This window comes from Rhodopseudomonas sp. (assembly GCF_048594845.1).
Taxonomy (GTDB): domain Bacteria; phylum Pseudomonadota; class Alphaproteobacteria; order Rhizobiales; family Xanthobacteraceae; genus Rhodopseudomonas.
Genome location: NZ_JBMDXE010000186.1, coordinates 27,371 through 54,214, shown reverse-complemented (window position 1 = coordinate 54,214; position 26,844 = coordinate 27,371). Strand labels below are relative to the sequence as shown.

Below are 26,844 nucleotides of genomic sequence, written 5' to 3'. Positions count from 1 at the left end.
CGGTCGCAAGGCCGGAAAGGACGAGGAACAGCCAGGTCCGTGGCGTAATCGTCGCCGGGCTTTGCCAGTTGCCGGTGATGTACACCATCAGCCCGGCAGCCCGAAGAATGACGATGGTGCGGATGAAGGTGGCGAGATCGGAGTTGATGTCGGCGACACCGACCTTGGCGAAGATCGCGGTGAGCGCGGCGAATACGGCGGAGAGCAGGGCCCAGAATTGCCAGGAGAGAAACGTATCGGGATTCATGAGAGAGCCTTCCGCCGAATTATCCGAACCAAACCTCTCGTTCGTCATTCCGGGATGCGCGCCTTGGCGCGCAGGCCCGGAATCCATAACCACTAACAGTGAGTATGGATTCCGGGCTCGCCGCTGCGCGGCGCCCCGGAATGACGAACGTGAGATTTGATACCTGGCGGCTCCAGCGTCAATTCCGGTCGTCCGGCAGCACCGGCAGCGGCGCCACCTCGATGCCTTCTTCGATCAGCGCCTTGGCTTCGGTCGGCGAGGCTTCGCCGTAGATCGGGCGGTGCTCGATGTCGCCGTAGTGCATCTTGCGGGCTTCCTCGGGGAAGCTGTCGCCGACATTGTCGGCGGTCTTGACGATGTGGTCGCGCAGCTCCTTGAGCTTGGCACGCAGCTCGCGCTCCTGCGCCAGCAGCAGCGGCGTCGGCGATGCCTCGCCACTCGCGGCAACCTCAGGCGCGGCAGCCGGCGCGCTCGCCTCAACCGGCTCCGGCGCACGGCCGCGACCCTTTTTGCCGACAATGCGGGGCGCCATGATGGCCTTTTCGACCTTGGTGGAGTCGCAGGCCGGGCAGTTCACCAGCTTGCGCCGGACCTGCGAGTCATAGGCCGACGAGCTCTGAAACCAGCTCTCGAACTCATGCCCGCTGTCGCAGCGCAGACTGTAGCGGATCATGGCTGGCTCCGGACCAGATGCAGATAGTCCGGGCCGGCCTTGGGATCGGCCAGCGTGAAGCGGCGGCCGTGCTGCAGCGACGGGATCTTGCCGCGCGCCTTGGCCACCTCGGCCGGATCGATCCTCGCCATGATGAAGCCGGGATCGATGCCGCCTTCGGCCAGCACCTTGCCCCACGGATCGATGATCAGCGAATGGCCGTAGGTCTCGCGCTTGTTCTCATGCAGGCCGCCTTGCGCGGCGGCGAACACGAAACAGCCGTTCTCGATTGCGCGGGCGCGCAGCAACACGTGCCAATGCGCTTCGCCGGTCGGCTTGGTGAACGCCGCCGGCACCGAGATGAACGACGCGCCGGCTTCGGCCAGCGCACGGTACAGCGCCGGGAAGCGGACGTCGTAGCAGATCGTCAGCCCGATCCGGCCCCACGGCAGATCGGAGATCACCGCGGTCTCGCCCGGCTGATAGTTCGCCGACTCGCGATAGCTCTCGCCATTGCCGAGATCGATGTCGAACATGTGGATCTTGTCGTAGCTCGCCAGGATGCTGCCGTCCGGCGCAATCAGGAACGAGCGGTTGACGGCGCGATCCGGCGAGCCGAGCAGCGCCAGCGAACCGATATGCAGATGAATGTTCATCTCACGCGCCAGCGCGCGATACGCCTTCAGCGAGGCGTCGCTGTCTTCGTCTGCGAGATTCTCGAACAGCTTCTCGCGGTTGAGCTGCATCATGTTGCTCACCTCGGGGGTGAGCACGTAGTCGGCGCCGGCCGCCACCGCCTCGCGGATCAGCTTCGTGCCCTGCTCAAGGCTCGGCCCGGGCTCGAGGCCGGTGCGCATCTGCACCAGCGCGGCATTGAACGGCGTGGCTTCGCTCATGACGCGGCCGTCTCGCCGGCCAGCATCGCGTCGAGCTTGCCTTCGCGGTCGAGCGCATAGAGGTCGTCGCAGCCGCCCACATGGGTGCCGCCGATGAAGATCTGCGGATAGGTCGAGCCGGGATGGGTGCGCTGGTCCATCTGCTGGCGATACGTCGGATCGACGGAGACGTCATACTCGGTGAACGCCGCCTTCTTGCGGTTCAGCAACGACTTGGCGGCGCTGCAATAGCCGCAGCCGGGGCGCGTGAAAATCTCGATCGCAGCGGGCATCGCAGCTCCATGGTCGTCGGTGAGGGCGGACGTTCAAAGCAAGGCACGGATTATATGGGAGATTTCCGCATCTCCACAACCCGGGCGAAGACCAAGACATCGACCGACCGGGCCTTGGCACGCAGCAGCGCCCGGGCGCAGGCATCGACTGTAGCGCCCGAGGTCAGCACGTCGTCGACCAGCACCACCCGGCGCCCCTGGACCTCGGCCTTGCGGTCCGGCGGGACCTTGAAAGCGCCCTGCACATTGGCGGCGCGCTCCGAACGCGACAGCCCGATCTGATGCGCGGTCGGCCGCACCCGCCGCAGCGCCTCGATCGCCACCGGCACGCCCGTCTGCTTGCCGATTACCCGCGCCAGCGCCCCGGACTGGTTGTAGCGCCGCGAAAAGCTGCGACGCCAATGCAGCGGCACCGGAACCAGCAGATCGGCGTCACGCAGCAGCGGCTCGCCCGCATGCGCCATCCATCGCCCCATGGTCGGCGCCAGATCGGTGCGGTCATGAAATTTCAGGGCGTGCACCAGCGTCTTGGCGATGTCGTCGTAGCGCACAGCGGCGCGGGCGCGGCTGTAGGCCGGCGGATCCGCAATCGCCTGCATCGACAGGATGCCGGGGCCCGGATCGTAGACGAACGGGATACCGAGTTTCTCGCAGTAAGGCGGCGCGATGAAAGAGAGCTGCGACCAGCATTGCGGGCAGAGTCCCTCGCCCGCCACCGGTTCGCGGCAGGCCACGCACAACGTCGGTAGCGCGATGTCGAGCGCCAGCCTCGTCGCGCGCGACCATGCCCGGCCCACGGCCGCGAGCGCCTGAACCAGGCCACCGCCCTCCGTTTCGCCGTCCGAAGCCAAGGTCGCTTCCGTCTGCATGACGAGAAGGCTAGCGCCGCGTCCTGCGCCGTCAAGGATAAGAACCGGGTAGTGTCGGGCCGCCGAATGGCGCACAAGGGGGCCTTACGCTGCGACACCCGGAGAGCGCGCATGTCCAATCCAGACGACAAGACCACCGACACGATTAATTACGTCGACAGGATCGATGCGCCCCACCTCTATTTCGACATCGCGCCGGCCCACGGCGTGATGGCCAACAATGTGGAGATCGAACTCGCCGCGCGCACGTTGAACCCGCAGCCGGACGGCAGCGTCGAGGTGAAGTTCATTACCACGGCACGGCTGCGTTGCAGCCAGGCTGGTGCGCTACATCTGCGCAACGCGCTCGACGCGGTGCTGAAAATGTTCGAGGCCTCGCAGCAGGGGCACTCGGCCGCCGCCAAGCTGAACTGAGGGCGCCATTGCCGACAGCACCGCTGATCCCCAATTGCCAGCCATGACCGACGCCGCTCCGATCCTGTTCGACCGCCGCCTGCTTGCTGGGCGTCAGGCCCGCGCCCGCGCCTCTGGGCCGGAGAGCTTTTTGCTCGATCGCGTCATCGAGGAAATGGACGACCGTCTGCACGCCGTGCTGCGCGACTTCAAGCAAATCGCCGACGTCTGGACACCCGGCGCGGCGCTGTCGCCGGGGCGGTTTCCGTCGATCCAGCATGTCGACCTCGACATCACCGGCGACGAAGCGCTCGGGCTCGCGCCCGGCTCGCTCGATCTCGTGGTGTCGGCACTGGCGCTGCAATTCGCCAATGATCTGCCCGGCGTGCTGGCGCAGATCCGCCGCGCGCTAAAACCCGACGGATTGCTGCTGGCGGCGCTGACCGGCGGCGATACGCTGATGGAGTTGCGTGAAGCGTTCGCGGCTGCCGAGGCCGAAATCGAAGGCGGCGTGTCGCCGCGTGTCGCGCCGGCCGCCGATTTGCGCGACCTGGGCGCACTGCTGCAGCGCGCCGGCTTCGCGCTGCCGGTGACCGACGTCGACCGCGTCGTGGTGCGCTACGATCACGCCTTTGCGCTGATGCAGGACCTGCGCCGGATGGGCGCCACCAACGTGCTGATCGAACGCCGCAAAACCCCGCTGCGCCGCGCGACGCTAACCCGCATGGCGCAGATCTACGCCGAGCGCTTCAGCGACCCCGACGGCCGCATCCGCACCACCTTCGAGATCATCTGGCTGTCCGGCTGGTCCCCCCACGAAAGCCAGCAGCAGCCGCTGAAGCCGGGCTCGGCGAAAGCGAGTCTGGAACAAGCGGTGAAGGGACTGATGCCGAAGTAACTCCCGTGTCCCGGACAAAGGAGCGGCACGTCACTAATCCTGGTTGTCATTGCCGGGCTTGACCCGGCAATCCATCTTCTCGCGAAGAATGATGGATGCGCGGGTCAAGCCCGCGCATGACTCTGATATTTGTTGCCAGCGCCATGCGCTTTACAGCAGCAATTCGATCAGCGGCGGGATCAGCGGCAGGTCCGCCGGCGGCATCGGATAGTCGCGCAGCTTGTTGGCACGCACCCAGGCGAGCTCTTGCCCCTCGCGCGGCATCACCTGGCCTTCCCAGCGCCGGCACACATACAGCGGCATCAGCAGATGGAAATCCTCATAGGCGTGGCTGGCGAATGTCAGCGGCGCCAGACAGGCTTCTTTCACGGTGATGCCGAGTTCCTCGTCGAGTTCGCGGATCAACGCCGCCTCCGGCCGCTCGCCCGGATCGAGCTTGCCGCCGGGAAACTCCCACAGCCCGCCAAGCTGCTTGTGCTTCGGCCGCTGCGCGATCAGCACGCGGTTGTCAGCATCGATCAGCGCGACGGCGACGACGAGGAGGAGGTTCATGCGGCGTTCCTTCGGCGCACCGCAATTCCCCCAATCGCAGCGTCATGCCCCGCGAAAGCGGGGCACCCAGTATTCCAGAGCGCCGCGGCTAAGTGACTGGGAGCACGGCGTACTGGGTCGCACGCCTGCGCGGGCGATGACGGGAGTGAGTGGGGAAGCGCTGAGCCCTTCACATTCGTGGTCTTAACTGCATTCACGACCGGTAATCGCCGTTGATCGCGACGTATTCCTTGGTCAGATCGCACGTCAGCACGCGATCACGCCCCTTGCCGAGACCCAACGCGACCTTGATCTGGATCTCCGGTTTCTTCATCGCGGCCGAGACTTCCTTCTCGTCGTAGGACGGATCGCGCGCGCCGGCTTTTGCCACGCGGATGCCGTTGAACGAGATCGACAGCTTGTCGCGATCGGCCGGCTCGCCGGCCTTGCCGACCGCCATCACTACGCGGCCCCAATTGGCGTCCTCGCCGGCGATCGCGGTTTTTACCAGCGGCGAGTTGGCGATCGACATCGCGATCTTGCGCGCCGAGGCCGGCGTCTTCGCACCTTCGACCACGATCTCGACCAGCTTGCGGGCGCCCTCGCCGTCCCGCGCCACCTGCTCGGCGAGATCGGCCAGCACCGCGTTGAACGCCTTGACGAAGGCTTTCAGCCGCGGGTCGGAGGCGCGCGAAATTTTGGGCGCGCCATTCTTCGCCGCGGCCCCGGTGGCGAACGCCAGCAGCGTGTCCGAGGTCGAGGTGTCGCCGTCGATGGTAACGGCATTGAACGTATCGGCGACGCCGGCCTTCAGCAGCGCCTGCAGGCACGACACCGACAGCGGCGCGTCGGTGAAGATGAAGGACAGCATCGTCGCCATGTCGGGCGCAATCATGCCGGCGCCCTTGGCCATGCCATTGATGGTGACCTTGGTGGTGCCGATCTTCACCGTCTTGGTCGCCACCTTAGGGAAGGTGTCGGTGGTCATGATCGCCTTGGCGGCGTCCATCCAGTGGCCCGGCTCGGCGCTCTCGGCAAGCTTGCCGAGCACACCGTCGAATTTGGTGGCATCGAGCGGCTCGCCGATCACGCCGGTCGAGGCGAGGAACACTTCGTCGGTCTTGCAGCCGATCGCCTTGGCGGCGATCGACGCAGTCAGCGCGGTCGATTGCCGGCCGTTCTTGCCGGTGAAGGCGTTGGCGTTGCCGGAATTGACCACCAGCACGCGCGCGGTGCCGCCCTTCAGCTTGTCGCGGCACCACTCGACCGGCGCCGACGGGCACTTCGACTTGGTGAACACGCCCGCCACCGCGGTGCCCGGATCGAGCGCCACCAGCAGCACGTCGGTGCGGCCCTTGTAGCGAATGCCCGCCGCGGCGGTGCCGAGGCGAACGCCGGCGAGCTCCGGCAGCGTGGGGACGTTGGTGGGCGCGAGCGGCGAAACGGAGCTGGACATCGGAGCGCTTTCGGCAGGTTCAGACGGAGCCCCGCGGCGCGGAGCCCCACCCCTGTCTCACAAGCGCATGGCATTGAGAAGAAAAAATCGGGCCGCTGCGTCCACGGCGAGTCGTCCCCGCGCAGGCGGGGACCCATAACCCCTGGCTTCTCGAATGAAGGTCTCTGCCGCACTGCTCTCATCGCGAGGCTGCGGCGTATGGGTCCTCGCCTGCGCGGGGACGACGTGGGGAGGGTTACGTGCCTGAAAGCGAGTTTCTCACACCCGCTGCAGCGCGACCGAGACCTTCGGACCGTTCTTGATGGTCTGGTACACCACGCAATAGCGCTCGGTCAGCTTGAGCAGCAGGTCGAGCTTGTCCTGCGGCGCGTCGGTGCCGACCTCGAAACGCAGGCGGATTTCGCGGAAGCCGACCGGGGTTTCCTTGTCGATGCCGAGGGTGCCGCGGAAGTCGAGATCGCCTTCGGCAATCACGTCGCCGCGCGTCAGCGGCACCTCGATCGCGGTCGCGACCGATTTCAGCGTGACGCCGGCACATGCGACCAGCGCCTCGAGCAGCATGTCGCCCGAGCACAGTTCGAGCCCGGAGCCGCCGGTCGCCGGATGAAGGCCGGCGCTGGCCAGCGCCCGGCCGGTCTCGACCTTGCAGGCGATGCCGTCCTGATCGACGGAGCCCTTGGCCTTCAGGGTGATCAGCGCGGCGGCCGGATCGGTCTTATAGCGCTCCTTATAGGGCGCCTGGGTCGCGCGCAGCGTGGCCGCATCCATCGTGTCTCTCCCTCGGGTTCGGTCTGGCTGAATTTTCTGGCTGGTATTTAGAAACAGACTGGCGGCGCTGTCACCACCACATCGCGTCGCCGACGTTCACTTTCGCAGCGCGGTCGGGCGGACCGCGATCGAGCGACCGGTCGAGCGCAGTGTAGATGCGGTGCCGCAAGGTCTCGAACTGCACCGCGTTGCGGTCGCGCGGTCGCGGCAGATCGACGGCAATCTCCTCGAACAGCCGCCCGGGGCGCGGCTGCATCACCAGCACCCGATCGGCCAGCACCACCGCCTCCTCGACGTCGTGCGTGACCAGGATCAGCGTCGGGCGCGTATCGGCCCAGAGATCCAGCAGATGGTCCTGCAGGTCGCGGCGGGTAAAGGCGTCGAGCGCCGAGAACGGCTCGTCGAGCAGCAACACTTCCGGCTGCGGCACCAGAGCCCGCGCGATGGCGACGCGCTGCGCCTGTCCGCCGGACAATTCGCGCGGCCACACTCTCGCCTTGTCGGCAAGGCCGACGCGGGACAGCGCTCCCGCCACGCGCGCCACCCGCTGCGGCCGCTTCAGGCCCTCGAGGCCGAAGCCGATATTGTCCGCGACGCTGAGCCAGGGCAGCAGCCGCGGCTCCTGGAAGATGATGCCGATCTTCGGATGCGGCGCGGTGATCGCCTCGCCGTCCAGCGTGATGCTACCGGAGCTGACGCGGTCGAGCCCGGCAATCGCGCGCAGCAGCGTGGACTTGCCGCAGCCCGAACCGCCGATGATGGCGATGATCTCGCCCAGCCGGATTTGCGCGGAAAAATGCGCCAGCGCATGGACGCCGTTCGGATAGATCTTGTCGACGCCGTCCAGCACCAGCATCAGGCGTCTCCCTCGCGCGGCCCGAACGAATCCTGCCAGCGCAATAGCGGCGCGGTGGCGATTTCGATCAGCCAGTCGGTGGTCTTGCCGAGCAGCGCGAAGATCACGATGGCGGCGACGATCTGCGCCGGCTTGCCGAGCTGCTGACCGTCGATCAGCAGGAAGCCGAGGCCCTCGGACGCGCCCATGAACTCGGCCGCCACCACGAACATCCAGCCCAGCCCGAGCCCGACGCGCAGCGCCACCACATAAGCCGGCAGCACCGCCGGCAATAAGATGCGACGGATCATCGCCGGCCCGGACAGACGAAACGTCCGCCCGACCTCGACGATCTTGCGATCCACCGAGCGGATCGCCCCCATCACCCCGAGATACACCGGGAAGAACACGCCGACGGCGATCAACGCAACTTTCGAGGTCTCAAAGATGCCCAGCCACAGGATGAACAGTGGCACCCAGGCGATCGAGGGAATCGCCCGCAGCGCCTGCACGGTGGGATCGAGCAGTTGTCGCGCCAGCCCCCAGTAGCCCGAGACGGCGCCCAGCAAAGTGCCTGCCAGCACCCCGAGACCGAAGCCGGCGGCGACGCGGCTGACGGTGGCGACGATGTGCCGGGTGAGTTCGCCGGTCTGCCCCAGCTCGACAATGGTGGCGATCACCTTGGAGGGCGGCGGCACCAGCCGGCCGTTCGACCAGCCGAGCCATACGGCCGCCTCCCAGCCGAGCGCCACGGTCAGCGGCAACAACAGCCCAAGCACCGGGCCGCGCCAGCGCGCGGCGCGGCGCGGCGGCGTTGCGGCAGCAGGCTGCATCGCATCAGGGCGCTGCAGGGCCGGGGTTTCAAGCGTCATAGCCATAATGAGAAGGGGTTCTCAGATGCAATTGCAAGGCGCGACTTACCCTCCCTTGGAGGGGGAGGGTGAAGGCCTGCCGCTCGGCGCTGCTGGTCCAAACCGTTAGTTCGTCGGCAACGGCACCTGATCGTCGATCAGGCTGTCGAGCGTCGCCTTGACGTCGACCGACGACGCGATCACGCCGGCCTGCTGCAGGGCGAGGCCGGCGGCGAGGATCGAGTCGCGCTGCGGGGCGCCGATCCGGCTGGAGGTGAGGTCGGTGCGTTCCTTCAGCTGCTTGTCGACCACCGCCTCCGGCAGTTTGGTGACGCCGATGAAGGCCTTCTTGACCTCGTCGTAGTTCGCGACCGAGTACTTGCGCGCGTCCTCGTAGACCGCCAGCACGCGGCGGACGAGATCGGGGTGATCCTTCAGGAATTGCTCGCGGACATTGAGGATGCCCCAGGTATTAGCCTCGGGCTTGCGGTAGAACAGCCTCGCGCCCTCTTCGACTTCGGCCTGCGCCATCATCGGATCGAGCCCGGCCCAGGCGTCGACATCTCCGCGCAGCAGCGCGGTCTTGCCGTCGGCGTGCTGCAGCAGCACCGGCGTGATATCGCTCTGCTTCAAGCCGGCGTCGAGCAGCGCGCGGACCCGGAAGATGTGCGGGTCGGTGCCGCGCGTCACCGCGACGCGCTTGCCCTTGAGATCCGCAACCGACGCGATCTTGGAGTCCTTGGTGGTGACCAGGGCGGTCCATTCCGGCCGTGAATAGACGTAGATCGCCTTGATCGGATTGCCATTGATCTTCGCCACCAGGGCCGCCGAACCGGCGGTCGAGCCGAAATCGATCGAGCCGGCATTGAGGAATTCGAGCGCCTTGTTCGAGCCCGCCGACTGCACCCAGACGATGTTGATACCGTCCTTGGCAAACTCCTTCTCGAGCAGGCCCTGCTGCTTGAGCACGATCGAGACCGGATTGTAGGTCGCCCAGTCGATCCGGATTTCCTTCGGCTTGTCGGCGGCCAGCGCTGCCGCCGGCAGCAGCGCCGCGGCTGCAATCAGCGCCGACATCGCGCGCCGTGTGATCTTGGGCATCGAGTCCCTCTCCCTGGTAAACTTCACGTGCGCCGCAGCGTGACCGGCGCGGCCTTGCCGGCCGCCTGATTTCACATATCTTTTCAGTTAGTTAGAATGTATCGTCAACAAGAATGAAGTTCTCGATTCGGCGCCCAGGTAGGAACGGCTTTACCCGTAAGCGGTAAAATTCAGCATGACGTTGCCATCCGCCGAACTTGCTCCGTGACAGCGTCCGCGCCGTCCGATATCCGGGGTTCTCATGGACAAAGTTGCGACACCTTCGAAGCCGGCCGCCGACGAGCGGTTCGACACCCCGCGGATCTCCGCCGCGATCGCCGGACTGGCCGAGCAGCATGCCGGCAACGATCCGGCGTTCCGCACCGCGCTGGCGCAACTGATGAAGGCCGAACTGGCGACTGCGCGCGCCGAGGCCGAGGCGCAGTTGCTGCGCGACCGCCACGGCCGGCGCTGCGCCGAGCGGCTGTGCTACGTTCAGGACGAGATCATCCGCCTGCTGTTCATGGCGGCGACGAAGTATCTGTACAATTCCCCGACGCCGTCGAGTTCGGAGCGGATGTCGGTGGTGGCGACCGGCGGCTATGGCCGCGGCCTGATGGCGCCGGAGTCCGACATCGATCTGCTGTTTATCCTGCCCTACAAGCAGACCGCCTGGGGCGAGCAGGTCGCCGAAGTGGTGCTGTATTCGCTGTGGGACATCGGGCTGAAGGTCGGCCACGCCACGCGCTCGGTCGACGAGTGCATCCGCCAGGCGCGCGCCGACATGACGATCCGCACCGCGATCCTCGAGACGCGGTTTCTGGCCGGCGACCAGGCGCTGTACGACGACCTCGTCGCCCGTTTCGACAAGGAAGTGGTCGAAGGCACCGCCGCCGAGTTCGTCACCGCCAAGCTCGCCGAACGCGAGGAGCGGCATCGCCGCTCCGGCCAGTCGCGCTATCTGGTCGAGCCCAACGTCAAGGACGGCAAAGGCGGCCTGCGCGACCTGCACACGCTGTTCTGGATTGCGAAGTACGTCTACCGCGTGCGCGAGACCAGCGAACTGCTGGCGCGCGGCGTGTTCGACCCGGTCGAATTCCGCACTTTCCGACGCTGCGAGGATTTCCTCTGGTCGGTGCGCTGCAATCTGCACTTCCTGACCCGGCGCGCCGAGGAGCGGCTGTCGTTCGATCTGCAGCGCGAGATGGGCGTGCGACTCGGCTACACGTCGCACCCCGGCATGCAGGACGTCGAGCGCTTCATGAAGCACTACTTCCTGATCGCCAAGGAAGTCGGCAACCTCACCGCCATCCTGTGCGCCAAGCTGGAGGATCAGCAGGCCAAGCCGGCGCCTGCGCTGACCCGAATGATGGCGCGACTGCGCCCCGGCACCACCCGCCGCCGCGTGCCGGAGTCGGACGACTTCGTCATCGACAACAACCGCATCAATTGCGCCACGCCGGACGTCTTCAAGCACGACCCGGTCAATCTGATCCGGATCTTCCGCCTGGCGCAGAAGAATAGCCTCGCATTCCACCCGGACGCGATGCGCACGGTGACGCGCTCGCTGGCGCTGATCAACGCGCAGCTCCGCGATAATCCTGAAGCCAACCGGCTGTTCGTCGAGATCCTGACCTCGGACAATTCCGAGCAGGTGCTGCGGCGGATGAACGAGACCGGCGTGCTCGGCCGCTTCATTCGCGCCTTCGGCCGCATCGTCTCGATGATGCAGTTCAACATGTACCACAGCTACACGGTGGACGAGCACCTGCTGCGCTGTGTCGGCAACCTGCAGGACATCGAACGCGGCGGCAACGACGAGTTCGCGTTGTCGTCCGAACTGATCCGCAAGATCCGTCCCGACCATCGCGCGGCGCTCTACGTCGCGGTGCTGCTGCACGACATTGCCAAGGGGCAGCCGGAAGATCACTCCGTCGCCGGCGCCAAAGTGGCGCGGCGGTTGTGTCCGCGACTCGGCTTCAATGCCGCCGACACCGAACTGATCGCCTGGCTGATCGACAAGCATCTGGTGATGTCGACGGTGGCGCAGTCGCGCGATCTGTCGGACCGCAAGACCATCGAGAATTTCGCCGCCGTGGTCGAGTCGGTCGAGCAGATGAAGCTGCTGACGATCCTCACCACCGCCGACATTCGCGGCGTGGGTCCCGGCGTCTGGAACGGCTGGAAGGCGCAGCTGATCCGCACGCTTTATTACGAGACCGAGCCGGTGCTGACCGGCGGTTTCTCCGAGGTCAATCGCGCCGAGCGTATCCGCAGCGCGCAGGCCGAATTCCGCGCTGCTTTCACCGAGTGGCCGGACGACGACCTCAACGCCTATGTGGCGCGGCACTACCCGGCCTACTGGCTCAAGGTCGAGCTGGCGCGGAAAATCCGCCATGCTCGCTTCCTGCGCGCCTCCGAACAGGCCGGCCACAAGCTGGCGATCAATGTCGGATTCGATGAAGCCCGCGGCGTCACCGAACTGACGATCTTCGCGGTCGACCATCCCTGGCTGCTGTCGATCATTGCCGGCGCTTGCGCCTCGGCCGGCGCCCACATCGTCGACGCGCCGATCTACACCACCCCCCACGGCCGCGCGCTCGACACAATCTCGATCAGCCGCGAATATGACCGCGACGAGGACGAGGGCCGCCGCGCCACCCGGATCGGCGAGATGATCGAGGAAGTGCTCGAAGGCAAGCTGCGGCTGCCCGAGGCGGTCGCCCGCCGCGCCATCAGCGGCAAGACCAAGCTGCGTGCCTTCGTGGTCGAGCCGGAAGTGTCGATCAACAACAACTGGTCGGACCGCTATACGGTGATCGAAGTGTCGGGGCTCGACCGCCCGGGCCTGCTGTACCAGCTCACCACGGCGATCTCGAAACTCAACCTCAACATCGCCTCGGCCCACGTCGCCACCTTCGGCGAGCGCGCCCGCGACGTGTTCTACGTTACCGACCTGCTCGGCGCCCAGATCACCGCGCCGACCCGGCAGGCCGCGATCAAGCGGGCTCTGGTGCATCTTCTCGCCAACAGCGACGCGGAGCAGAAGCCGGCGGCGTGAGGCGTCGCAGTGACGCTCGCCGGCGCCGGCTGGGTGGCCGGGGGCGCTGCGCTTCCCCGGGCTGCGGCCGTATTCGTTCAAGGGTGCCGCCGTGATCGTTGCGGCATTCAGTATCGCCGCAGCCGCGAGCACGCCGCAGAGGGAGCGCCGACAGCGCGCTGTCCGGTCAGCTTCGAAGCTCTGCGAGGCTGGCGGCGAAGTCGGCTTCGACGCCGGACGAATGATAGTGCAGGCGCGCGTCGCCGGTGCCGGTCAGGCCCATCTTCAGCAGCCGCGATCCGAACCCCTGGCGCGTCGGCGTGGGGACGGCGGGGCCGCCGGACTCCCGCCAGCGCAGCCGAAACATGTCGTCGCCGCCGTCTCGCTCGATCGCCCAGCTGATCTCGACGCGGCCGCCGTCGTTCGACAGGGCGCCGTACTTCACCGCGTTGGTGGTCAGCTCGTGCAACAGCAGCGCGAGCGACAGCGCCGAGCGCGACCCCAGCGTGACCTTGTCTCCCGCCACGTCGAACCGCCCGACATCGTCGAAGATACAGATCGCCGTCTCGACGATGCTGCGGACCTGCGCCGACTGCCAGTCCTGCTGCAGCAGCACGTCGTGCGCCATGCTCAGAGCGAGCAGCCTGTCCGAGAAGGCCTGCACCGGCCCCTTGTCGGGGACGTTCTTGAGCGTCTGCGATGCGACCGCCTGCACCAGCGCCATGGTGTTCTTCATGCGGTGGCTGAGTTCGTGATTGAGCAGGCGCTGCTGCGCCTCGGCGCGCAACCGCGCGACGCCCATCTCGATGCGGTCCGCAATGTTGCGCAGATAGGTCAGCGTCTCCGGCGGCCAGTTGCGCGGCTCGCCGGCATGGACGATCAGCATCGCCACGGTGCGACCGTGATCGATCACCGGCACATTGACCAGCGAGCGGATGCTGAGGCGGCGCAGCGGCTCGATATAGCCCGCGGTGGCCGGATCGACGGTCACGTCGGGAATCACCAGCGTCTCGCCGCTCAGCACGCCGTCCAGCAGTTTATCGCCGTACTCGGCGATCCGGTGACGCCCGGCCGCCGACTGCACGCCCGGCGCGGTCCAGTCCGGCTCGATATCGACGTACTCGGCGGCCTCGTCGAACCGGCCGAACGCGGCGCGTCCGACTCCGAGCGTTTGGCCGATCACCGCCGTCGCCGCGCGGGTGATCTCGGCAACGCTGGTGGCGTCGCGCAGCCGGTCGCCGATTTCCAGCAGACCGTTGCGACGGATCTCGGCTTCTTTCTGTTCGATCAGCAGGCCATCGCGTTGCGCCACGGCGCGGCGGAGTTCGAGCTGCGCCACGACCTGCCGGCCGAGAATGCGCAACGCACGCTCCTGCGCGGGCGAAAGCCCCTCCGGCCGCGGCTTGACGTCGATCGCGCACAGGCTGCCGAGCACGTGCCCATCTGCGGTTCGCAGCGGCGCGCCGGCATAGAAGCGGATGAACGGCTCGCCCGTCACGAGCGGATTATGCCGGGTGCGCTCATCGGTGGTGAGATCGGGCACTACCAGCAGATCGGGCTCGATCAGCGCATGCGCGCACACCGAACTGCTCAGGTCGGTCTGACACTCGGCGAAGCCGATCCGTGCCTTGAACCACTGCCGGTCGTGCGACACCAGGCTCACCAGCGCGACCGGCGTTTCGCAGATCAGCGTGGCCAGCTCGACGATATCGTCGAAACCCTGCTCGGGGGGCGTATCGAGGATGGCAAAGCTCGCAAGCGCCGCCAGCCTGTCGCGATCATGCGTATAGTCAGGGGGATCCAACGGAACTCCAGGCACGCTGCGGCTCGGTCTCTGCGGCTGCCCGACCCGATCCGCAGCCCAGCAAGGCCGTTACCACGAGGCGCGGGCCGAGGCAAAGCCACCGCGCGCCATCGCGGCGCGGCCTGCTATGCATCAAACGCGTCATAACGATCCGGAACCTTAATGGCGTCATCAAACTTCGCCATCCGGTAGCATCGTTCGACGCTAAACGGGCCGCTGAGATGGCGGCTCGGCCGGACCGTCGAGCGCGAGCCGCAACATGCGGGCGAGATCGGCGCGGCGATAGGGTTTCTCCAGCAGCAATGCTCCCTGCACTTCGGCGCTTTGCTGCTTCAGAACGTTGTCGCCGTAGCCGGAGGTGAACAGCACCTTCAGGTTGGGCCGATACTTGCGCAGTTCCTCGGCGAGCTGTGCGCCGTTGATGCAGCCGCCCAGCATGAGATCGGTGAACAGGAGATCGAACTCGACTTCGTCGTAGACCATCGCCATCGCCTGCACGGCGCTGGCCGCGGCATGCGCGGTGTAGCCGAGCGCGGCGAGGTCCGTCATCACGTAGCTGCGCACCAGAACGTCGTCCTCGACCACCAGGATCGTCTCGTGCCCGCCCCGAGCCTGCGGGGCCGCCGCAATGCGTTCGCCACCCGTCTGGGGCGCACAAGGCAGATACAGCCTGATCGCCGTGCCTGCGCCCTCCTGGCTGTGAATCTCGATGTGGCCACCGGACTGTTTGACGAAGCCGTACACCATGCTGAGTCCGAGCCCGGTGCCCTCGCCGACCGCCTTGGTGGTGAAGAACGGCTCGAACACCCGATCGCGGATCGCTGCCGGAATGCCCGTGCCGGTGTCGGTGACGACGATCACCACGTAGCGTCCGGGCGTGACTTCGTCATGCTGCTCGGCATAGACCTGATCGAGGTCGACATCGGCGGTTTCCAGCAGCAGCCGTCCGCCGCCGGGCATCGCGTCCCGGGCATTGATCGCGAGATTGAGCAGCGCGCTGGACAACTGCGAGGGGTCGGCCAGCGCGGATCGCAGCTCGGGCGCAGGGCGGAAGTCCACTTCGATGTGGCCGCCGAACGTCGAGCGCAGCAGCCGCGCGGTTTCTTCCATCAGCCCGTTCACGTCGATGCTGCGTGGCTGCAGCGGCTGCTTGCGGGCGAACGACAGCAGCCCGTTGGTCAGGTCGCTGGCGCGCGCCACCGCCTGGTCGACCATCAGGGCGACGTCCTTGAGCGCCGGCCGGTCGCTGACGCCCTCGGTGAGAATCTCGATGCCGCCGGTCAGCACCGTGAGGATGTTGTTGAGGTCGTGAGCGACGCCGCCGGTGAGCTGGCCGATCGCCTGCATCTTCTGCGCCTGGCGCAACTGCCGCTCGGCTTCCTTCAGCGCGGTGACGTTGCGATACACGATCACCGCGCCGCCGAAACTGCCGTCGGCCTTCTGCATGGTGCGCGCGCTGGCGGCCAGTTGCAGCAGCCGGCCCCCCTCACGACGAATGCCGATCTCGACGTTGTCGAAATTTTCGCCCTGCGCGGCGCGCCGCGCCGGACATTCCGTCTCCGGCATCAGCGTCACCCCGTCGGGCTGGAAGCGGCGATATTCCCGCTTCCATTTCTCCGATCCGATATCGGAGAAATGGCCGAAGATCGCGTTGGCGGGCGGATTGGCGAACACCCGCCCGCCATCGGCATCGATCACCAGCACCGCGTCGGCCATGCTGGCGATGGTCTTGTCGAGCACTTCCGATTTAGCGCGCAGAGCCGCACTCGCCTCCTCGACCTGGTCGACCATCTGGCCGAACGCCGAGGCGAGCACCTGGGACTCGCCGCTGAGCCCGGTTGGCAGTACCAGCCGCCCGGTCTGCGTGTAGCCAGAGACCGCACGGGCGATCTCCACCACCGGCCGGGCGAGCGAACGCGACAGCAGCACCGACACCAGAATCGCGACCGTCGCCGCGACCGTTGCGACGATCAGGCTGGCGCTCTGCAGCGCCTTCGCGGGGGCCATGATCGTATCGAGCGCGACTGTTTCGATCACGCCGGCGCGCATCCCGCCGGGCAGTTGAACGAACCCGACCACGGCGGCAACGCGCTGGCCGTCCGGCGCAGTGAGCAAGGCCGCGGCGCCGTTCTTGTCGCCGAGCGCCGCCGCGAGGGCCGGAAAGTCATCCTGCCAGCGGCCTGCCGCGCTGGTCGGCACGATCCGGCCTTCGCGCAGATTGACCAGATAGGGACCTGCGGCCTCGACGATGTAGGACTTGTTGTCCTCGCTCAAGGCCGCGCGAATTCGCTCGAATGTCGGCCGCATGTCGATGTCGATCACGATCAGGCCGAACGGTTCGCCCTGCGCGGTGCGGATCGGCGTTGAGAACGTGACAACCGGCGCCAGATCTGTTCCCGCTTCGGGCCGGGACCAAGTCAGGTCGACGTCCCGCTCACGGAGCGCAATGCCGCGCTGGAAGAAACCCTCGGGGCCGAGTTGCTGCAGTTCCTCCGTGGGCACGATGCGCGGCGAACGGTCGGAGGCACGGTCAACGCGAACCAGTTCGCGCCCGCCGTCGGCGACGCCGACGAACCGGTAGCGCAGAATACCAGGCTTCGCCGCCATCTGGCCCGCATAGATCTGGGCGAGATGGTGCCGCAGCGACGCCTCCGGCGTACCGTCCTGCGGATCGATCCCACCGTTGGCGTGGGCCCGCACGATCCGCCGGTGCGACGGAAAACTCTGCGCCGCCAGGACTTCGTTGCGCACCGTGTTCAACAGCGCATCGATGCCGCCGATCCGTGCCTTGGTCTGGTCGGCCAGGCGCTGAATGCCGGACGGCACGATCGCCTGTCCGATGTTGTAGTAGGCGAGCAGACCGAGCGCCGCCACGGTGCTCAACACCAGCGCCGTCATCGCCAGCGTCAGCCGCACCGACAAGCGCATCCGCCCGAACTCCAGCCCCGATTACGAACCAGCTACCACGGCAAACTACATGACGCCGGCCCAGCCCGCCACCGCGCGCAGCGTAGCCGATGGTCTAGAGCGGCACGCTCCGAAGCTTGCCTCCACGCCGGGTTCGATCGCGTGGCGCGAATCGTCAGTTACTCCGGGATCTGGCCGAACCCCTCGCCGGTCGGCAACGGCTTCGTCCTGATCAGCCGGGAGTCCTCGACTGCCGCTTGGCGATGCTTCACCGCTTCGCGGTACACCGGATCGCGGATCATCTCGACGAAGGCCGCCACGCTCGGATACTCGGCGATGAACATGTGATCCCAATGCTCGCTCTGCGGCCCGATCAGCATCAGTTCGAACCCGCCCTGCCAGACCACCTTTCCGCCGAGGCGCGAGAACACCGGCAACGACTCGCGGCCGTAAGCCGCATAGGCTTCCGCGCCGGTCGCCTCGCGGCCATCCGGATAGGACGCGCGGGCCTTCAGGCGCACCAGGTTGAGCATATGGATCGGCCCCGGGCGATCCTTGTCGCGGAATTGCGCGAACACCTCCTTGGTCGGATCGATATGCCCGGTCATTGCTCTCTCCCTGTTGTTCTGAATCGTCTTGGCTGTGCTACTATCACGCCGCGCCTGCCGATGTCTGCTCCTGGAGAACTGTCTTGAACATCCTCGCCGCCTGTCTCACCGCGCTGGTCGCGGCGCTGCACGTGTTCTTTCTCGTGCTGGAGATGTTTCTCTGGACCAAGCCGCTCGGCATGAAGGTCTTCCGCAATACGCCCGACAAGGCAGCCGCCTCCGCGGTGCTGGCGGCCAATCAGGGGCTCTATAACGGCTTCCTCGCGGCTGGCCTGATCTGGTCGCTGCTGCATCCGAATCCCGCGGTCGCGCTGCAGCTCGCCACCTTCTTCCTCGGCTGCGTGATCGTCGCCGGTCTGTACGGCGCTTGGACGGTCAGCCGCCGGATTCTCTATGTACAGGCCGCACCTGCGGCGCTGGCGCTGATCGCGGTGTGGCTCGCGTAGTCGGTCCGGCTTGCTGCGCTGCACAGCGCGGCAAATTGAAACCGATCCTCGTGTCGCCATTGCCAGACTCCAGGTGCTGATCCACACTCCCTGATAACGGCGGCAGACAAAACGCCGCCGGTCATAAGGCCATAGGGAGTAGACCAGCGATGAAAAGCCTGTATCGGGCCGCCGTAGCGGCTCTTGCGACCGCTGTGCTGACCGCCGCACCTGCTGCGGCGCAGAAGAAATACGATCCGGGAGCCACCGACACTGAAATCAAGATCGGCCAGACGGTGCCGTTCTCCGGGCCGGCGTCTGCCTACGCCGGCATCGGCAAGACCCAGGCCGCCTATATGCGGATGATCAACGATCAGGGCGGCATCAACGGCCGCAAGATCAACCTGATCCAGTACGACGACGCGTATTCGCCGCCCAAGGCCGTCGAGCAGGTCCGCAAGCTGGTCGAAAGCGACGAAGTGCTGCTCACCTTCCAGATCATCGGCACGCCGTCCAACGCCGCCGTGCAGAAATATCTCAACGCCAAGAAGGTGCCGCAACTGCTTGCGGCCACTGGCGCGACGCGGTTCACCGATCCGAAGAATTTCCCCTGGACGATGGGCTTCAACCCCAACTACCAGACCGAAGGCCGCATCTACGGCCGCTACATTCTGCAGAACCATCCGGACGCCAAGATCGGCATCCTGTTCCAGAACGACGATCTCGGCCGCGACTATGTCACCGGCCTGCGCGCAGCGCTCGGCGACAAGGCCGACAAGATGATCGTCGCCGAAGCGTCCTACGAACTCACCGACCCGACCGTCGATTCGCAGATCGTCAAGTTGAAAGCAGCCGGCGCCACGCTGCTGTACGACGCCTCGACGCCGCGCTTCGCCGCGCAGGCGATCAAGAAAGTCGCCGACCTCGGCTGGAATCCGGTCCATATCCTCGACATCAATGCCAGCCCGGTGTCGGCGACGCTGAAGCCGGCCGGCCTCGACATCTCCAAGGGCATCATCAGCGTGAATTACGGCAAGGACCCTGCCGATCCGCAATGGGCCAACGACGAAGGCGTGAAGAAGTATTTCGCTTTCATGGACAAGTACTATCCGGAGGGTGACAAGCTCAACACCGTCAACAGCTACGGCTACAGCACTGCGGAGCTGCTGATCACGATCCTCAAGCAATGCGGCGACAATCTCACCCGCGAGAACGTCATGAAGCAGGCCGCCAACCTGAAGAACGTCGTCGGCGACCTGTCGCTGCCGGGCATGTCGGTGAATACCTCGCCGACCGATTTCCGCGTCAACAAACAGCTGCGGATGATGAAGTTCAACGGCGAGCGCTGGGAACTGTTCGGCCCGATCATCGAGGACGACGCCGCGATGTAAGGCGGCTTCTCCGGCGCGCTGTTGCACGCGGCGCGCCGGAACACCTCCGACACGATCAAACCCAAGTAGTTTGCACAGGACAGCGGCGCCGTCGGACAACTAATCGGTAACTCAGTCGTCCGTTTGGCGGCGTGTACGACTTGCGGCGAACCCGCGTCGTTCAAAACGCGACAGACACCACTCTCGAATCGTCGTCGAATGCCGGCCGTGGCGATGGCCACAGCATGCGAGCGAGTTCGGGAGCGCCGCACGTCGCGGCGATAGAACGATGAAAGCAGAATCCAACCGCTACTTCACCGTCGAACAGCTCGAGGAGCTCGCCGTCGCCAAATACATCGAGGCGGCCTTGACGCCCGAGGGCGACGAGCGCGAGGAACTGCTCCTGGAAGCGAAACGCTTCGCCAGCCGCGCCAAGATGAAGAGCTGGCTGATGGGCGAAATGGGCATTGCCCCGCCCCGCCGCGATTATCACTGAGCCCGGACGGGCGGAACGCAGCGGCAGCCCGAGGATGCGGAGCTTCCGGATCACTCCCACGGAATCATGCTGACCTCGCGCTGCAATCGGTCCATCGCGATCATGACGGCCGCGCCGGCGAATTCGCGGCTGGCCGAGCCGGGATCGACCGACACCACCTTCCAGTTGGCGCGGTTGTTGTCGTCGTCCGGCTGGCAGCGGTCGATGCGGATGGCCTGGACCTTGTCGCAATGCCGCTGCTGGCGGACGTCGGCCAGCAACAGATGTTCGATTTCCTCGGCGGTCTTCAGCACCCGGGTCATTGCTCGCTTTCGTCGTGACTATGCAGGCCGCGATCTAAAGCAGGCGTCGCCGGACACCGCTTGAGATGGCTCAAAGCCGCGCGGCGCACGATCGCGGCCAGGATGGAACCCGGCTTTAACCATGGCTTTACCGGGCCTTAAACCCGGGCCGCTAAGGTGCGCCGGTAGGTCGGCGTGGGCGTAGCGTATGGCGTTGGGCAAAAAGAAAGCCGGCGAACGGCGAGAGCCGACATTCGGCGGCTTTGCCGAGTCGCTGGGTGGCCTGCGCCTCAGTCCGCAGGATCGAGTGAGCGCAGCCGACGACGATATGCCCAAGAAGTCCAAAGCGCCTGCAAAATCCAGCGGCGGCCGCGGCAAGCCGAAACCCAAATCGCGCCGCAAGGGCGGTTTCCGCCGCTTCGTCACCGGCACCGTGTACTGGACCGCCGTCGCGGGCATCTGGGGCGTGCTCGCCGTGGTCGGCGTGCTGGTCTGGGTCGGCGCGCATCTGCCGCCGATCCAGTCACTGGAGATTCCAAAGCGCCCGCCGACCATCACCATCGTCGGCGCCGACGGCACCCAGCTCGCGGTGCGCGGCGAGATGGCCGGGACCAATGTTTCGCTGAAGGATCTGCCGCCATATCTGCCGAAGGCGTTCATCGCCATCGAGGACCGGCGGTTCTATCAGCATTTCGGCGTCGATCCGGTCGGCATCGCCCGCGCCGCGGTCGCCAACGTGCTGCACCGGGGCGTGTCCCAGGGCGGCTCCACGCTGACCCAGCAGCTCGCCAAGAACCTATTCCTGACCCAGGACCGTACGCTGACGCGCAAGCTGCAGGAGGTCGAGCTGGCGCTGTGGCTCGAGCGTAAGCACTCCAAGAACGAGATCCTCGAACTGTATCTCAACCGGGTCTATTTCGGCTCCGGCGCCTACGGCGTCGAGGCGGCGGCCCAGAAGTATTTCGGCAAGTCGGCCAAGGATGTCTCGCTGGTCGAGGCCGCAATGCTGGCCGGCCTCGTCAAATCGCCGTCGCGGCTGGCGCCGAACCGCAATCCGGAAGGCGCCGAGAAGCGCGCCCAGATCGTGCTGGCCGCGATGGCCGACGCCGACTTCATCACCGACAAGCAGGCCAGAACAGCGATCGCCAATCCGGTCTACACGGTGAAACCGACGGGCGCCGGCACCATCAACTACGTCGCCGACTGGATCACCGAGGTGCTCGACGACCTGATCGGCCAGATCGATCAGTCGGTCGTGGTCGAGACCTCGATCGACCCCAAGCTGCAATCCGAGGCGGAAGCCGCGATCATCGACGAACTCGCCGCCAAGAGCGTGAAGTTCAAGGTGAGCCAGGGCGCGCTGGTGGCGATGACGCCGGACGGCGCGGTGCGCGCCATGATCGGCGGCCGCAACTACGCCGACAGCCAGTTCAATCGCGCCGTCACCGCCAAGCGCCAGCCCGGCTCGGCGTTCAAGCCGTTCGTGTATCTGACCGCGGTCGAAGCCGGACTGACGCCGGACACGATCCGGCAGGACGCGCCGCTCGACCTCAAGGGCTGGAAACCGGAGAACTACACCCACGAATATTTCGGCGCAGTCACGCTGACCCAGGCGCTGTCGATGTCGCTGAACACCGTGGCGGTGCGGCTCGGCCTCGAGGTCGGGCCGAAGAACGTGGTGCGCACCGCGCACCGGCTCGGCATCGCCTCCAAGCTCGACGCCAATCCGTCGATCGCGCTCGGCACCTCCGAGGTGTCGGTGCTGGAACTGGTCGGCGCCTACGCGACCTTCGCCAACGGCGGCCTGATGGCCTCGCCGCATGTCGTGACCCGCATCCGCACCGCGCAAGGCAAGGTGGTGTATGCGCGGTCGAGCGATCCGCCGGCCCGCATCGTCGATCCCCGAGCGGTCGGCATGATGAACGCGATGATGCAGGAGACACTGCAATCGGGCACCGCGAAGAAAGCCGACCTGCCGGGCTGGAGCGCAGCGGGCAAGACCGGCACCAGCCAGGATTTCCGCGACGCCTGGTTCATCGGCTACACCGGCACGCTGGTCACCGGCGTCTGGCTCGGTAACGACGACAACTCGCCGACCAAGAAAGCGACAGGCGGAGGCCTGCCGGTCGACGTCTGGACCCGCTTCATGCGCGAGGCGCTCAAAGGCACAGCCCCGCAGCCACTGCCCGGCGGTTGGAACGGCGGCAGCCTAGTGGCAAGCGGCCCCGCGGCGCCCACCAGCTCCGGCATCGGCGGGGCGATCGGCGGCTTCCTGACGGGCGGCGCCGTGCCGGCAGGCGGCGGCACGATTGCCCAGGCCGGTCCTCGCGGCGAGACCCAAGTCACCAACATGCCCCCACCGCAAGGCGCCAGCCGCATGCCGCCGCCGACGCGCGCGAACGTGCGGCCTGAGGCGGATGCGGGGCTCGATGGCTGGCTGATGGATCGGCTGTTCGGACGGTGATCGCTCCGTGCCGATGATGCGAGCGAAGCTGCGCTGATCAGCTTAGGTCCAGTCGGTGCCTCGCTATCAACCGTCATCCTCCGCGAAGGCGGAGGATCCAGTATTCCAGGGAATACGCGGTTATCGCTGAGCGCAACACAGGCGCTCTGCCATACTGGGTCGCCCGCTTTCGCGGGCGATAACGGGGGGTGATGAGGTAGCCGCCCTGCCCCTGGTTATGCTTCGCCGTGATGGCAGTTGCTCACCCCGACAACTGCGAACTCCTCTCCCGCTGCGGGAGAGGGCTAGGGTGAGGGCGACGCGAGCACAAAGCCCGCGTCCAGCACGCCTCAATCGCTGATGCCGTAGCGGTGCAGGTCGTTGCCGTGGGTGTCGAGCCAGGTCTTGGCGCGCTCCATTTGCGGGCAGACCTTGCCGACGACTCGCCAGAATCGCGGCGAGTGATTCATCTCGACGAGATGCGCGACTTCGTGCGCGGCGAGATAATCCAGCACGTAGGACGGCGCCAGGATCAGCCGCCACGAGAACGACAGTGAGCCGGCCGAGGTGCACGAGCCCCAGCGGCTCGACTGATCGCGGATCGACAGCCTGGCAACCTTGACGCCGAGTGCCGGCGCATAGTGATCGCAAGCCTTCTGCAGATCCTTGCGCGCCTCGCGCTTGAGGAAGTCGTGGACGCGGCGGTCGATATGCTCGGCCTCGCCCGCGACGCAGATGATCCGTTCGCCGGACTCGCGCACTTCCGTCCACACCGTGCCGCGGCCGGCGCGATGCACGATCTTGTGGTCGTGGCCGCGGAGCGGCACCAGCGTGCCCGGCTGGAACGGCGCTGCCTTCGGCAGGCGTCCGAGACGCGCGGCGATCCATGCGCCGTGACGCTGCGCGAAATCCTTGGCGTCGGCGAGCGTGCCGCGCGGCGGCATCGTCAGGATCGCTTCGCGGTCACTCGGATGAATACGCAGCGTATAGCGTCTGGCGCGGCGATGGCGCCTGATGCGAACAGCGAAGAACTGGGAGCCGTGACGGACGGCGATGGTCGACGGCTCGGTGGGCCGCCGATAGAGCAATGCGCGGAAGGCCATTTCTGCAGATCCGGACAACGAAGGGTCGCCTGGACTCTGCCATATCCGCCACCAATGGAAGCGCTCGGCGCAAAAACAAATCATTTGCCCAATATAAGGGGTTTCGGCTTGACCAGCCCCCTACAAAATGGGCCTCGGAACTCGAATTTTCAGCGAATTTCGATTCAAATACCTGACCTGAATCGTGACTCAGTCCTCACTCATTGGGAACCCGGTGAATCCGGATTCCCCCAAGCACACTAACACCGAACTAATCACGCTTCGTTTTGATTCGGCTCCATAAAACGCGAAGCTCGCGAGACCTATCCACAGCCATCGCGCAGCTGATCGCCAACTGATTACTCCGCAGCGCTCGCACGCGCGCCATTAGCAGCCGACACCATGAAGTCGGAAATGCGCGGCACGATTTCAGAACGGAACCGGGAGCCGTTGAAGACGCCGTAGTGGCCGACGCCCTTCTGCACGTAGTGCACACGGCGATCGTCCGGGATCGAACTACACAGCGTGTGCGTGGCTTCGGTCTGCCCCAGTCCGGAGATATCGTCCTTTTCACCTTCGACCGTCATCAGCGCGACGCGCGTGATCTTCGACGGCTCGACCAACTTGCCACGATGCATCATCTCGCCTTTCGGCAGCGCGTGCTTGACGAACACCTGATCGACGGTCTGCAGGTAGAACTCCGCGGTGAGGTCCATCACGGCCAGATATTCGTCGTAGAACTCGCGATGCTTGTCGGCGAGATCGCCGTCGCCCTGGACCAGATGATTGAACAGGTTCTTGTGCGCGTCGACATGGCGGTCGAGGTTCATGCTGATGAAGCCGTTGAGCTGCAGGAAGCCCGGATAGACGTCGCGCATGAAGCCAGGATGAGGGAACGGCACCTTGGTGATGACGTGGCTGCGGAACCAGTCGATGCCCTTCTCGGCCGCGAGGTTGTTGACCGCGGTGGGGTTGCGGCGGGTGTCGATCGGGCCGCCCATCAGCGTCATCGACAGCGGCACGAACGGATCCTGGTTGGCCTCCATCACCGACACCGCGCTCAGCACCGGCACCGAGGGCTGACACACCGCAACGACGTGAACGTTGCCGCCCAGCACCTGCAGCATCTCGATGACATAATCGACGTAATCGTCGAGGTCGAAGCGGCCGGCCGCGACCGGCACCATCCGGGCATCCGACCAGTCTGTGATGTAGACTTCATGGGTCGGCAGGAAAGCCTCGACGGTGCCGCGCAGCAGCGTCGCGTAGTGCCCCGACATCGGCGCGACGATCAGCACCCGCGGATGCGGATGGCGCAGCGGGTGTTCCAGCTTGCGTTCAAAATACAGCAACCGGCAAAACGGCTTTTCCCAGACGCTGTGAATTTCGATCGGCACGCGCATGCCGTTGACTTCGGTGGTGTCGAGGCCCCATTCCGGCTTGCCGTAGCGCCGCGTGGTGCGTTCGAACACTTCGCAGGCTGCCGCGATCTGCTTGCCGAAATCAGTGTGACTCCAGGGATTCAGCGGATTCTTCAGCGCCAGCTTGGTGGCATCCGACATCGCCCGCGCCGGATTGAGCGACGCGTGGGCGAGTTCGTAGAACCAGTACATCGGCGTGGTCATCGCCGGGCTGACTTCGGCCGGCATCTCCGGCGGGCGGCCAAATTCACCAATCACTGGCATAGTATCTGTCCCTCGGGCTCTTCTCGCGCCGCAGCATAGTGGCCGCTGGGCCGGGGGGCGTCAATCACAAGATCGAAATATGAGCACAGAGCGGGGCCGAATGCTGTCCGGAAACGGCCTATTCGCCGCTTTGAATTAACGATCCGTGGCGGCGTGCACTGTTCAGCATCACCAGAAAGCTCACGAAGGAGGCGGCGAACAGCACGGCGTTGAGCCCCAGCGCCCACAGCATCAGGTCGGCCCGGAAGTGATGCTGCATCAGCAGCGCCCGCATCCCCTCGAACACGTAGGTCGGCGGCAGCGCCCAGGCGATGAGTTGCAGCCAGTGCGGCAGCACCGACACCGGATAGTACACGCAGGCCAGCGGCATGATCCCGAACATCAGCGACCAGACGATGCTCTCGGCGCCGAGGCCGTTGCGCAGCACCAGGCCGGACACGAAGATGCCGAGCGCCCAAGAGGTGAAGATCAGGTTGCAGAAGAACGCGATCAGCGGCAGCCCGAAGCCCAGCAGGTTGAAGTCGAAGAAGATCATCGCCAGCAGCGTCATCGGCACGATGCCGATCGCCAGCCGGATCAGGCTCATGATCATCAGCGAGATCAGAAACTCGATCGGCTTCAGCGGGCTCATCATCAGGTTGCCGAGATTGCGCGCCCACATCTCTTCGAGGAACGAGATCGAGAAGCCGAGCTGGCCGCGGAACAGGATGTCCCACAGGATCACCGCGCCGATCAGCGTGCCGCCGGCACGGGCGAAGAACCCGGCGTTCTCGGCGATGTAGCTCTGCAGGAAACCCCAGGTGATGATCTGCAGCGCCGGCCAGTACACAAGTTCGAGCAGTCGCGGCCACGACGACAGCAGCAGATACCAATAGCGCAGCACCATGGCGGCGATGCGATGCCAGGCGATGCCCTGGCCGAGTTCGAGGCTGCTGATCAGCGATCGCATGCTGCC

General features: G+C 65.9%; 25 protein-coding genes. 7 read left to right on the top strand and 18 right to left on the bottom strand.

The window, feature by feature from the left end; translation table 11 throughout:
• The 5 genes from ACOJTD_RS11985 to ACOJTD_RS11965 form a co-directional block, all read right to left on the bottom strand.
• Nucleotides 1–247 (bottom strand): EamA family transporter (locus tag ACOJTD_RS11985; RefSeq protein ID WP_420133138.1); only part of this gene is annotated, 247 nt, incomplete at its 3' end.
• A gap of 178 nt (nucleotides 248–425) precedes the next feature.
• Complete coding sequence (locus tag ACOJTD_RS11980) at nucleotides 426–920, bottom strand: DUF1178 family protein (protein ID WP_420133137.1); 495 nt, start codon at nucleotides 918–920, stop codon at nucleotides 426–428.
• Nucleotides 917–1,795, bottom strand: a complete 879-nt coding sequence (locus ACOJTD_RS11975) for a carbon-nitrogen hydrolase family protein (RefSeq protein ID WP_420133136.1) — start codon at nucleotides 1,793–1,795, stop codon at nucleotides 917–919. The genes ACOJTD_RS11980 and ACOJTD_RS11975 overlap by 4 nt, the downstream gene beginning before the upstream one ends.
• Nucleotides 1,792–2,067, bottom strand: a complete 276-nt coding sequence (grxC, locus tag ACOJTD_RS11970; protein WP_420133135.1) for a glutaredoxin 3 — start codon at nucleotides 2,065–2,067, stop codon at nucleotides 1,792–1,794. The genes ACOJTD_RS11975 and grxC overlap by 4 nt, the downstream gene beginning before the upstream one ends.
• A gap of 50 nt (nucleotides 2,068–2,117) precedes the next feature.
• Nucleotides 2,118–2,936: a ComF family protein gene (locus ACOJTD_RS11965; RefSeq protein WP_420133134.1), complete on the bottom strand. Its 819-nt coding sequence runs from the start codon at nucleotides 2,934–2,936 to the stop codon at nucleotides 2,118–2,120.
• Between the two features lie 111 nt (nucleotides 2,937–3,047).
• Here ACOJTD_RS11965 and ACOJTD_RS11960 point away from each other — a divergent pair, with 111 nt between their 5' ends.
• Both ACOJTD_RS11960 and ACOJTD_RS11955 read left to right on the top strand, forming a co-directional pair.
• The gene (locus ACOJTD_RS11960) at nucleotides 3,048–3,350 is read left to right on the top strand and encodes a hypothetical protein (RefSeq protein WP_420133133.1); all 303 of its coding nucleotides are present in this window, start codon (nucleotides 3,048–3,050) and stop codon (nucleotides 3,348–3,350) included.
• Nucleotides 3,351–3,393: 43 nt separating this feature from the next.
• Nucleotides 3,394–4,227: a methyltransferase domain-containing protein gene (locus tag ACOJTD_RS11955; RefSeq protein WP_420133132.1), complete on the top strand. Its 834-nt coding sequence runs from the start codon at nucleotides 3,394–3,396 to the stop codon at nucleotides 4,225–4,227.
• Between the two features lie 150 nt (nucleotides 4,228–4,377).
• On the opposite strand, the gene mutT is transcribed toward ACOJTD_RS11955, so the two are convergent.
• From mutT to ACOJTD_RS11925, 6 genes are all read right to left on the bottom strand, one after another.
• Nucleotides 4,378–4,779 (bottom strand): 8-oxo-dGTP diphosphatase MutT, encoded by a 402-nt coding sequence (mutT, locus tag ACOJTD_RS11950; protein ID WP_420133131.1) that lies wholly within the window; start codon nucleotides 4,777–4,779, stop codon nucleotides 4,378–4,380.
• A gap of 193 nt (nucleotides 4,780–4,972) precedes the next feature.
• Entirely contained in the window at nucleotides 4,973–6,214 is a 1,242-nt protein-coding gene (gene argJ, locus ACOJTD_RS11945) for a bifunctional glutamate N-acetyltransferase/amino-acid acetyltransferase ArgJ (RefSeq protein WP_420133130.1), read from the bottom strand.
• Nucleotides 6,215–6,472: 258 nt separating this feature from the next.
• Nucleotides 6,473–6,982: an OsmC family protein gene (locus tag ACOJTD_RS11940; RefSeq protein WP_420133129.1), complete on the bottom strand. Its 510-nt coding sequence runs from the start codon at nucleotides 6,980–6,982 to the stop codon at nucleotides 6,473–6,475.
• A gap of 70 nt (nucleotides 6,983–7,052) precedes the next feature.
• Nucleotides 7,053–7,838 carry an ABC transporter ATP-binding protein gene (locus tag ACOJTD_RS11935; RefSeq protein WP_420133128.1) on the bottom strand — a complete coding sequence of 262 codons (786 nt, stop codon included), beginning with the start codon at nucleotides 7,836–7,838 and terminating at the stop codon, nucleotides 7,053–7,055.
• Entirely contained in the window at nucleotides 7,838–8,695 is an 858-nt protein-coding gene (locus ACOJTD_RS11930) for an ABC transporter permease (protein ID WP_420133127.1), read from the bottom strand. Before ACOJTD_RS11930 ends, ACOJTD_RS11935 begins: the two co-directional genes overlap by 1 nt.
• Before the next feature lie 99 nt (nucleotides 8,696–8,794).
• Nucleotides 8,795–9,769: an aliphatic sulfonate ABC transporter substrate-binding protein gene (locus tag ACOJTD_RS11925; protein WP_420133126.1), complete on the bottom strand. Its 975-nt coding sequence runs from the start codon at nucleotides 9,767–9,769 to the stop codon at nucleotides 8,795–8,797.
• 241 nt (nucleotides 9,770–10,010) lie between these two features.
• Here ACOJTD_RS11925 and ACOJTD_RS11920 point away from each other — a divergent pair, with 241 nt between their 5' ends.
• Nucleotides 10,011–12,809 carry a [protein-PII] uridylyltransferase gene (locus ACOJTD_RS11920; protein ID WP_420133125.1) on the top strand — a complete coding sequence of 933 codons (2,799 nt, stop codon included), beginning with the start codon at nucleotides 10,011–10,013 and terminating at the stop codon, nucleotides 12,807–12,809.
• Between the two features lie 166 nt (nucleotides 12,810–12,975).
• Here the strand turns inward: ACOJTD_RS11920 and ACOJTD_RS11915 are convergent, their stop codons facing one another.
• The 3 genes from ACOJTD_RS11915 to ACOJTD_RS11905 all read right to left on the bottom strand — a co-directional run bounded on the left by ACOJTD_RS11915 (nucleotide 12,976) and on the right by ACOJTD_RS11905 (nucleotide 18,107).
• Entirely contained in the window at nucleotides 12,976–14,592 is a 1,617-nt protein-coding gene (locus ACOJTD_RS11915; RefSeq protein WP_420133124.1) for a GAF domain-containing protein, read from the bottom strand.
• A gap of 204 nt (nucleotides 14,593–14,796) precedes the next feature.
• Nucleotides 14,797–17,520, bottom strand: coding sequence for an ATP-binding protein (locus ACOJTD_RS11910; RefSeq protein ID WP_420133123.1), 2,724 nt, complete (start codon nucleotides 17,518–17,520; stop codon nucleotides 14,797–14,799).
• Nucleotides 17,521–17,678: 158 nt separating this feature from the next.
• Complete coding sequence (locus ACOJTD_RS11905; protein ID WP_420133122.1) at nucleotides 17,679–18,107, bottom strand: DUF1330 domain-containing protein; 429 nt, start codon at nucleotides 18,105–18,107, stop codon at nucleotides 17,679–17,681.
• A gap of 83 nt (nucleotides 18,108–18,190) precedes the next feature.
• Here ACOJTD_RS11905 and ACOJTD_RS11900 point away from each other — a divergent pair, with 83 nt between their 5' ends.
• The 3 genes from ACOJTD_RS11900 to ACOJTD_RS11890 all read left to right on the top strand — a co-directional run bounded on the left by ACOJTD_RS11900 (nucleotide 18,191) and on the right by ACOJTD_RS11890 (nucleotide 20,398).
• Nucleotides 18,191–18,553: a DUF1304 domain-containing protein gene (locus ACOJTD_RS11900; protein ID WP_420133121.1), complete on the top strand. Its 363-nt coding sequence runs from the start codon at nucleotides 18,191–18,193 to the stop codon at nucleotides 18,551–18,553.
• Between the two features lie 149 nt (nucleotides 18,554–18,702).
• Complete coding sequence (locus ACOJTD_RS11895) at nucleotides 18,703–19,923, top strand: ABC transporter substrate-binding protein (RefSeq protein WP_420133120.1); 1,221 nt, start codon at nucleotides 18,703–18,705, stop codon at nucleotides 19,921–19,923.
• 268 nt (nucleotides 19,924–20,191) lie between these two features.
• The gene (locus tag ACOJTD_RS11890; protein WP_420133119.1) at nucleotides 20,192–20,398 is read left to right on the top strand and encodes a hypothetical protein; all 207 of its coding nucleotides are present in this window, start codon (nucleotides 20,192–20,194) and stop codon (nucleotides 20,396–20,398) included.
• 50 nt (nucleotides 20,399–20,448) lie between these two features.
• Here ACOJTD_RS11890 and ACOJTD_RS11885 read toward each other — a convergent pair whose 3' ends face one another.
• Nucleotides 20,449–20,700 (bottom strand): hypothetical protein, encoded by a 252-nt coding sequence (locus ACOJTD_RS11885; RefSeq protein ID WP_420133118.1) that lies wholly within the window; start codon nucleotides 20,698–20,700, stop codon nucleotides 20,449–20,451.
• A gap of 187 nt (nucleotides 20,701–20,887) precedes the next feature.
• Between ACOJTD_RS11885 and ACOJTD_RS11880 the strand changes: the two genes are divergently transcribed.
• A complete protein-coding gene (locus ACOJTD_RS11880; RefSeq protein ID WP_420133117.1) occupies nucleotides 20,888–23,143 on the top strand; it encodes a transglycosylase domain-containing protein in 2,256 nt (751 codons plus the stop codon).
• Nucleotides 23,144–23,472: 329 nt separating this feature from the next.
• On the opposite strand, the gene ACOJTD_RS11875 is transcribed toward ACOJTD_RS11880, so the two are convergent.
• The 3 genes from ACOJTD_RS11875 to ACOJTD_RS11865 form a co-directional block, all read right to left on the bottom strand.
• Nucleotides 23,473–24,309, bottom strand: coding sequence for a M48 family metallopeptidase (locus ACOJTD_RS11875; protein ID WP_420133116.1), 837 nt, complete (start codon nucleotides 24,307–24,309; stop codon nucleotides 23,473–23,475).
• A gap of 254 nt (nucleotides 24,310–24,563) precedes the next feature.
• On the bottom strand, nucleotides 24,564–25,889 hold the full coding sequence (locus ACOJTD_RS11870; protein WP_420133115.1) for a polyhydroxyalkanoate depolymerase: 1,326 nt from the start codon (nucleotides 25,887–25,889) through the stop codon (nucleotides 24,564–24,566).
• 118 nt (nucleotides 25,890–26,007) lie between these two features.
• Nucleotides 26,008–26,838: an ABC transporter permease gene (locus ACOJTD_RS11865; protein ID WP_420133114.1), complete on the bottom strand. Its 831-nt coding sequence runs from the start codon at nucleotides 26,836–26,838 to the stop codon at nucleotides 26,008–26,010.
• Nucleotides 26,839–26,844: the final 6 nt, after the last annotated feature.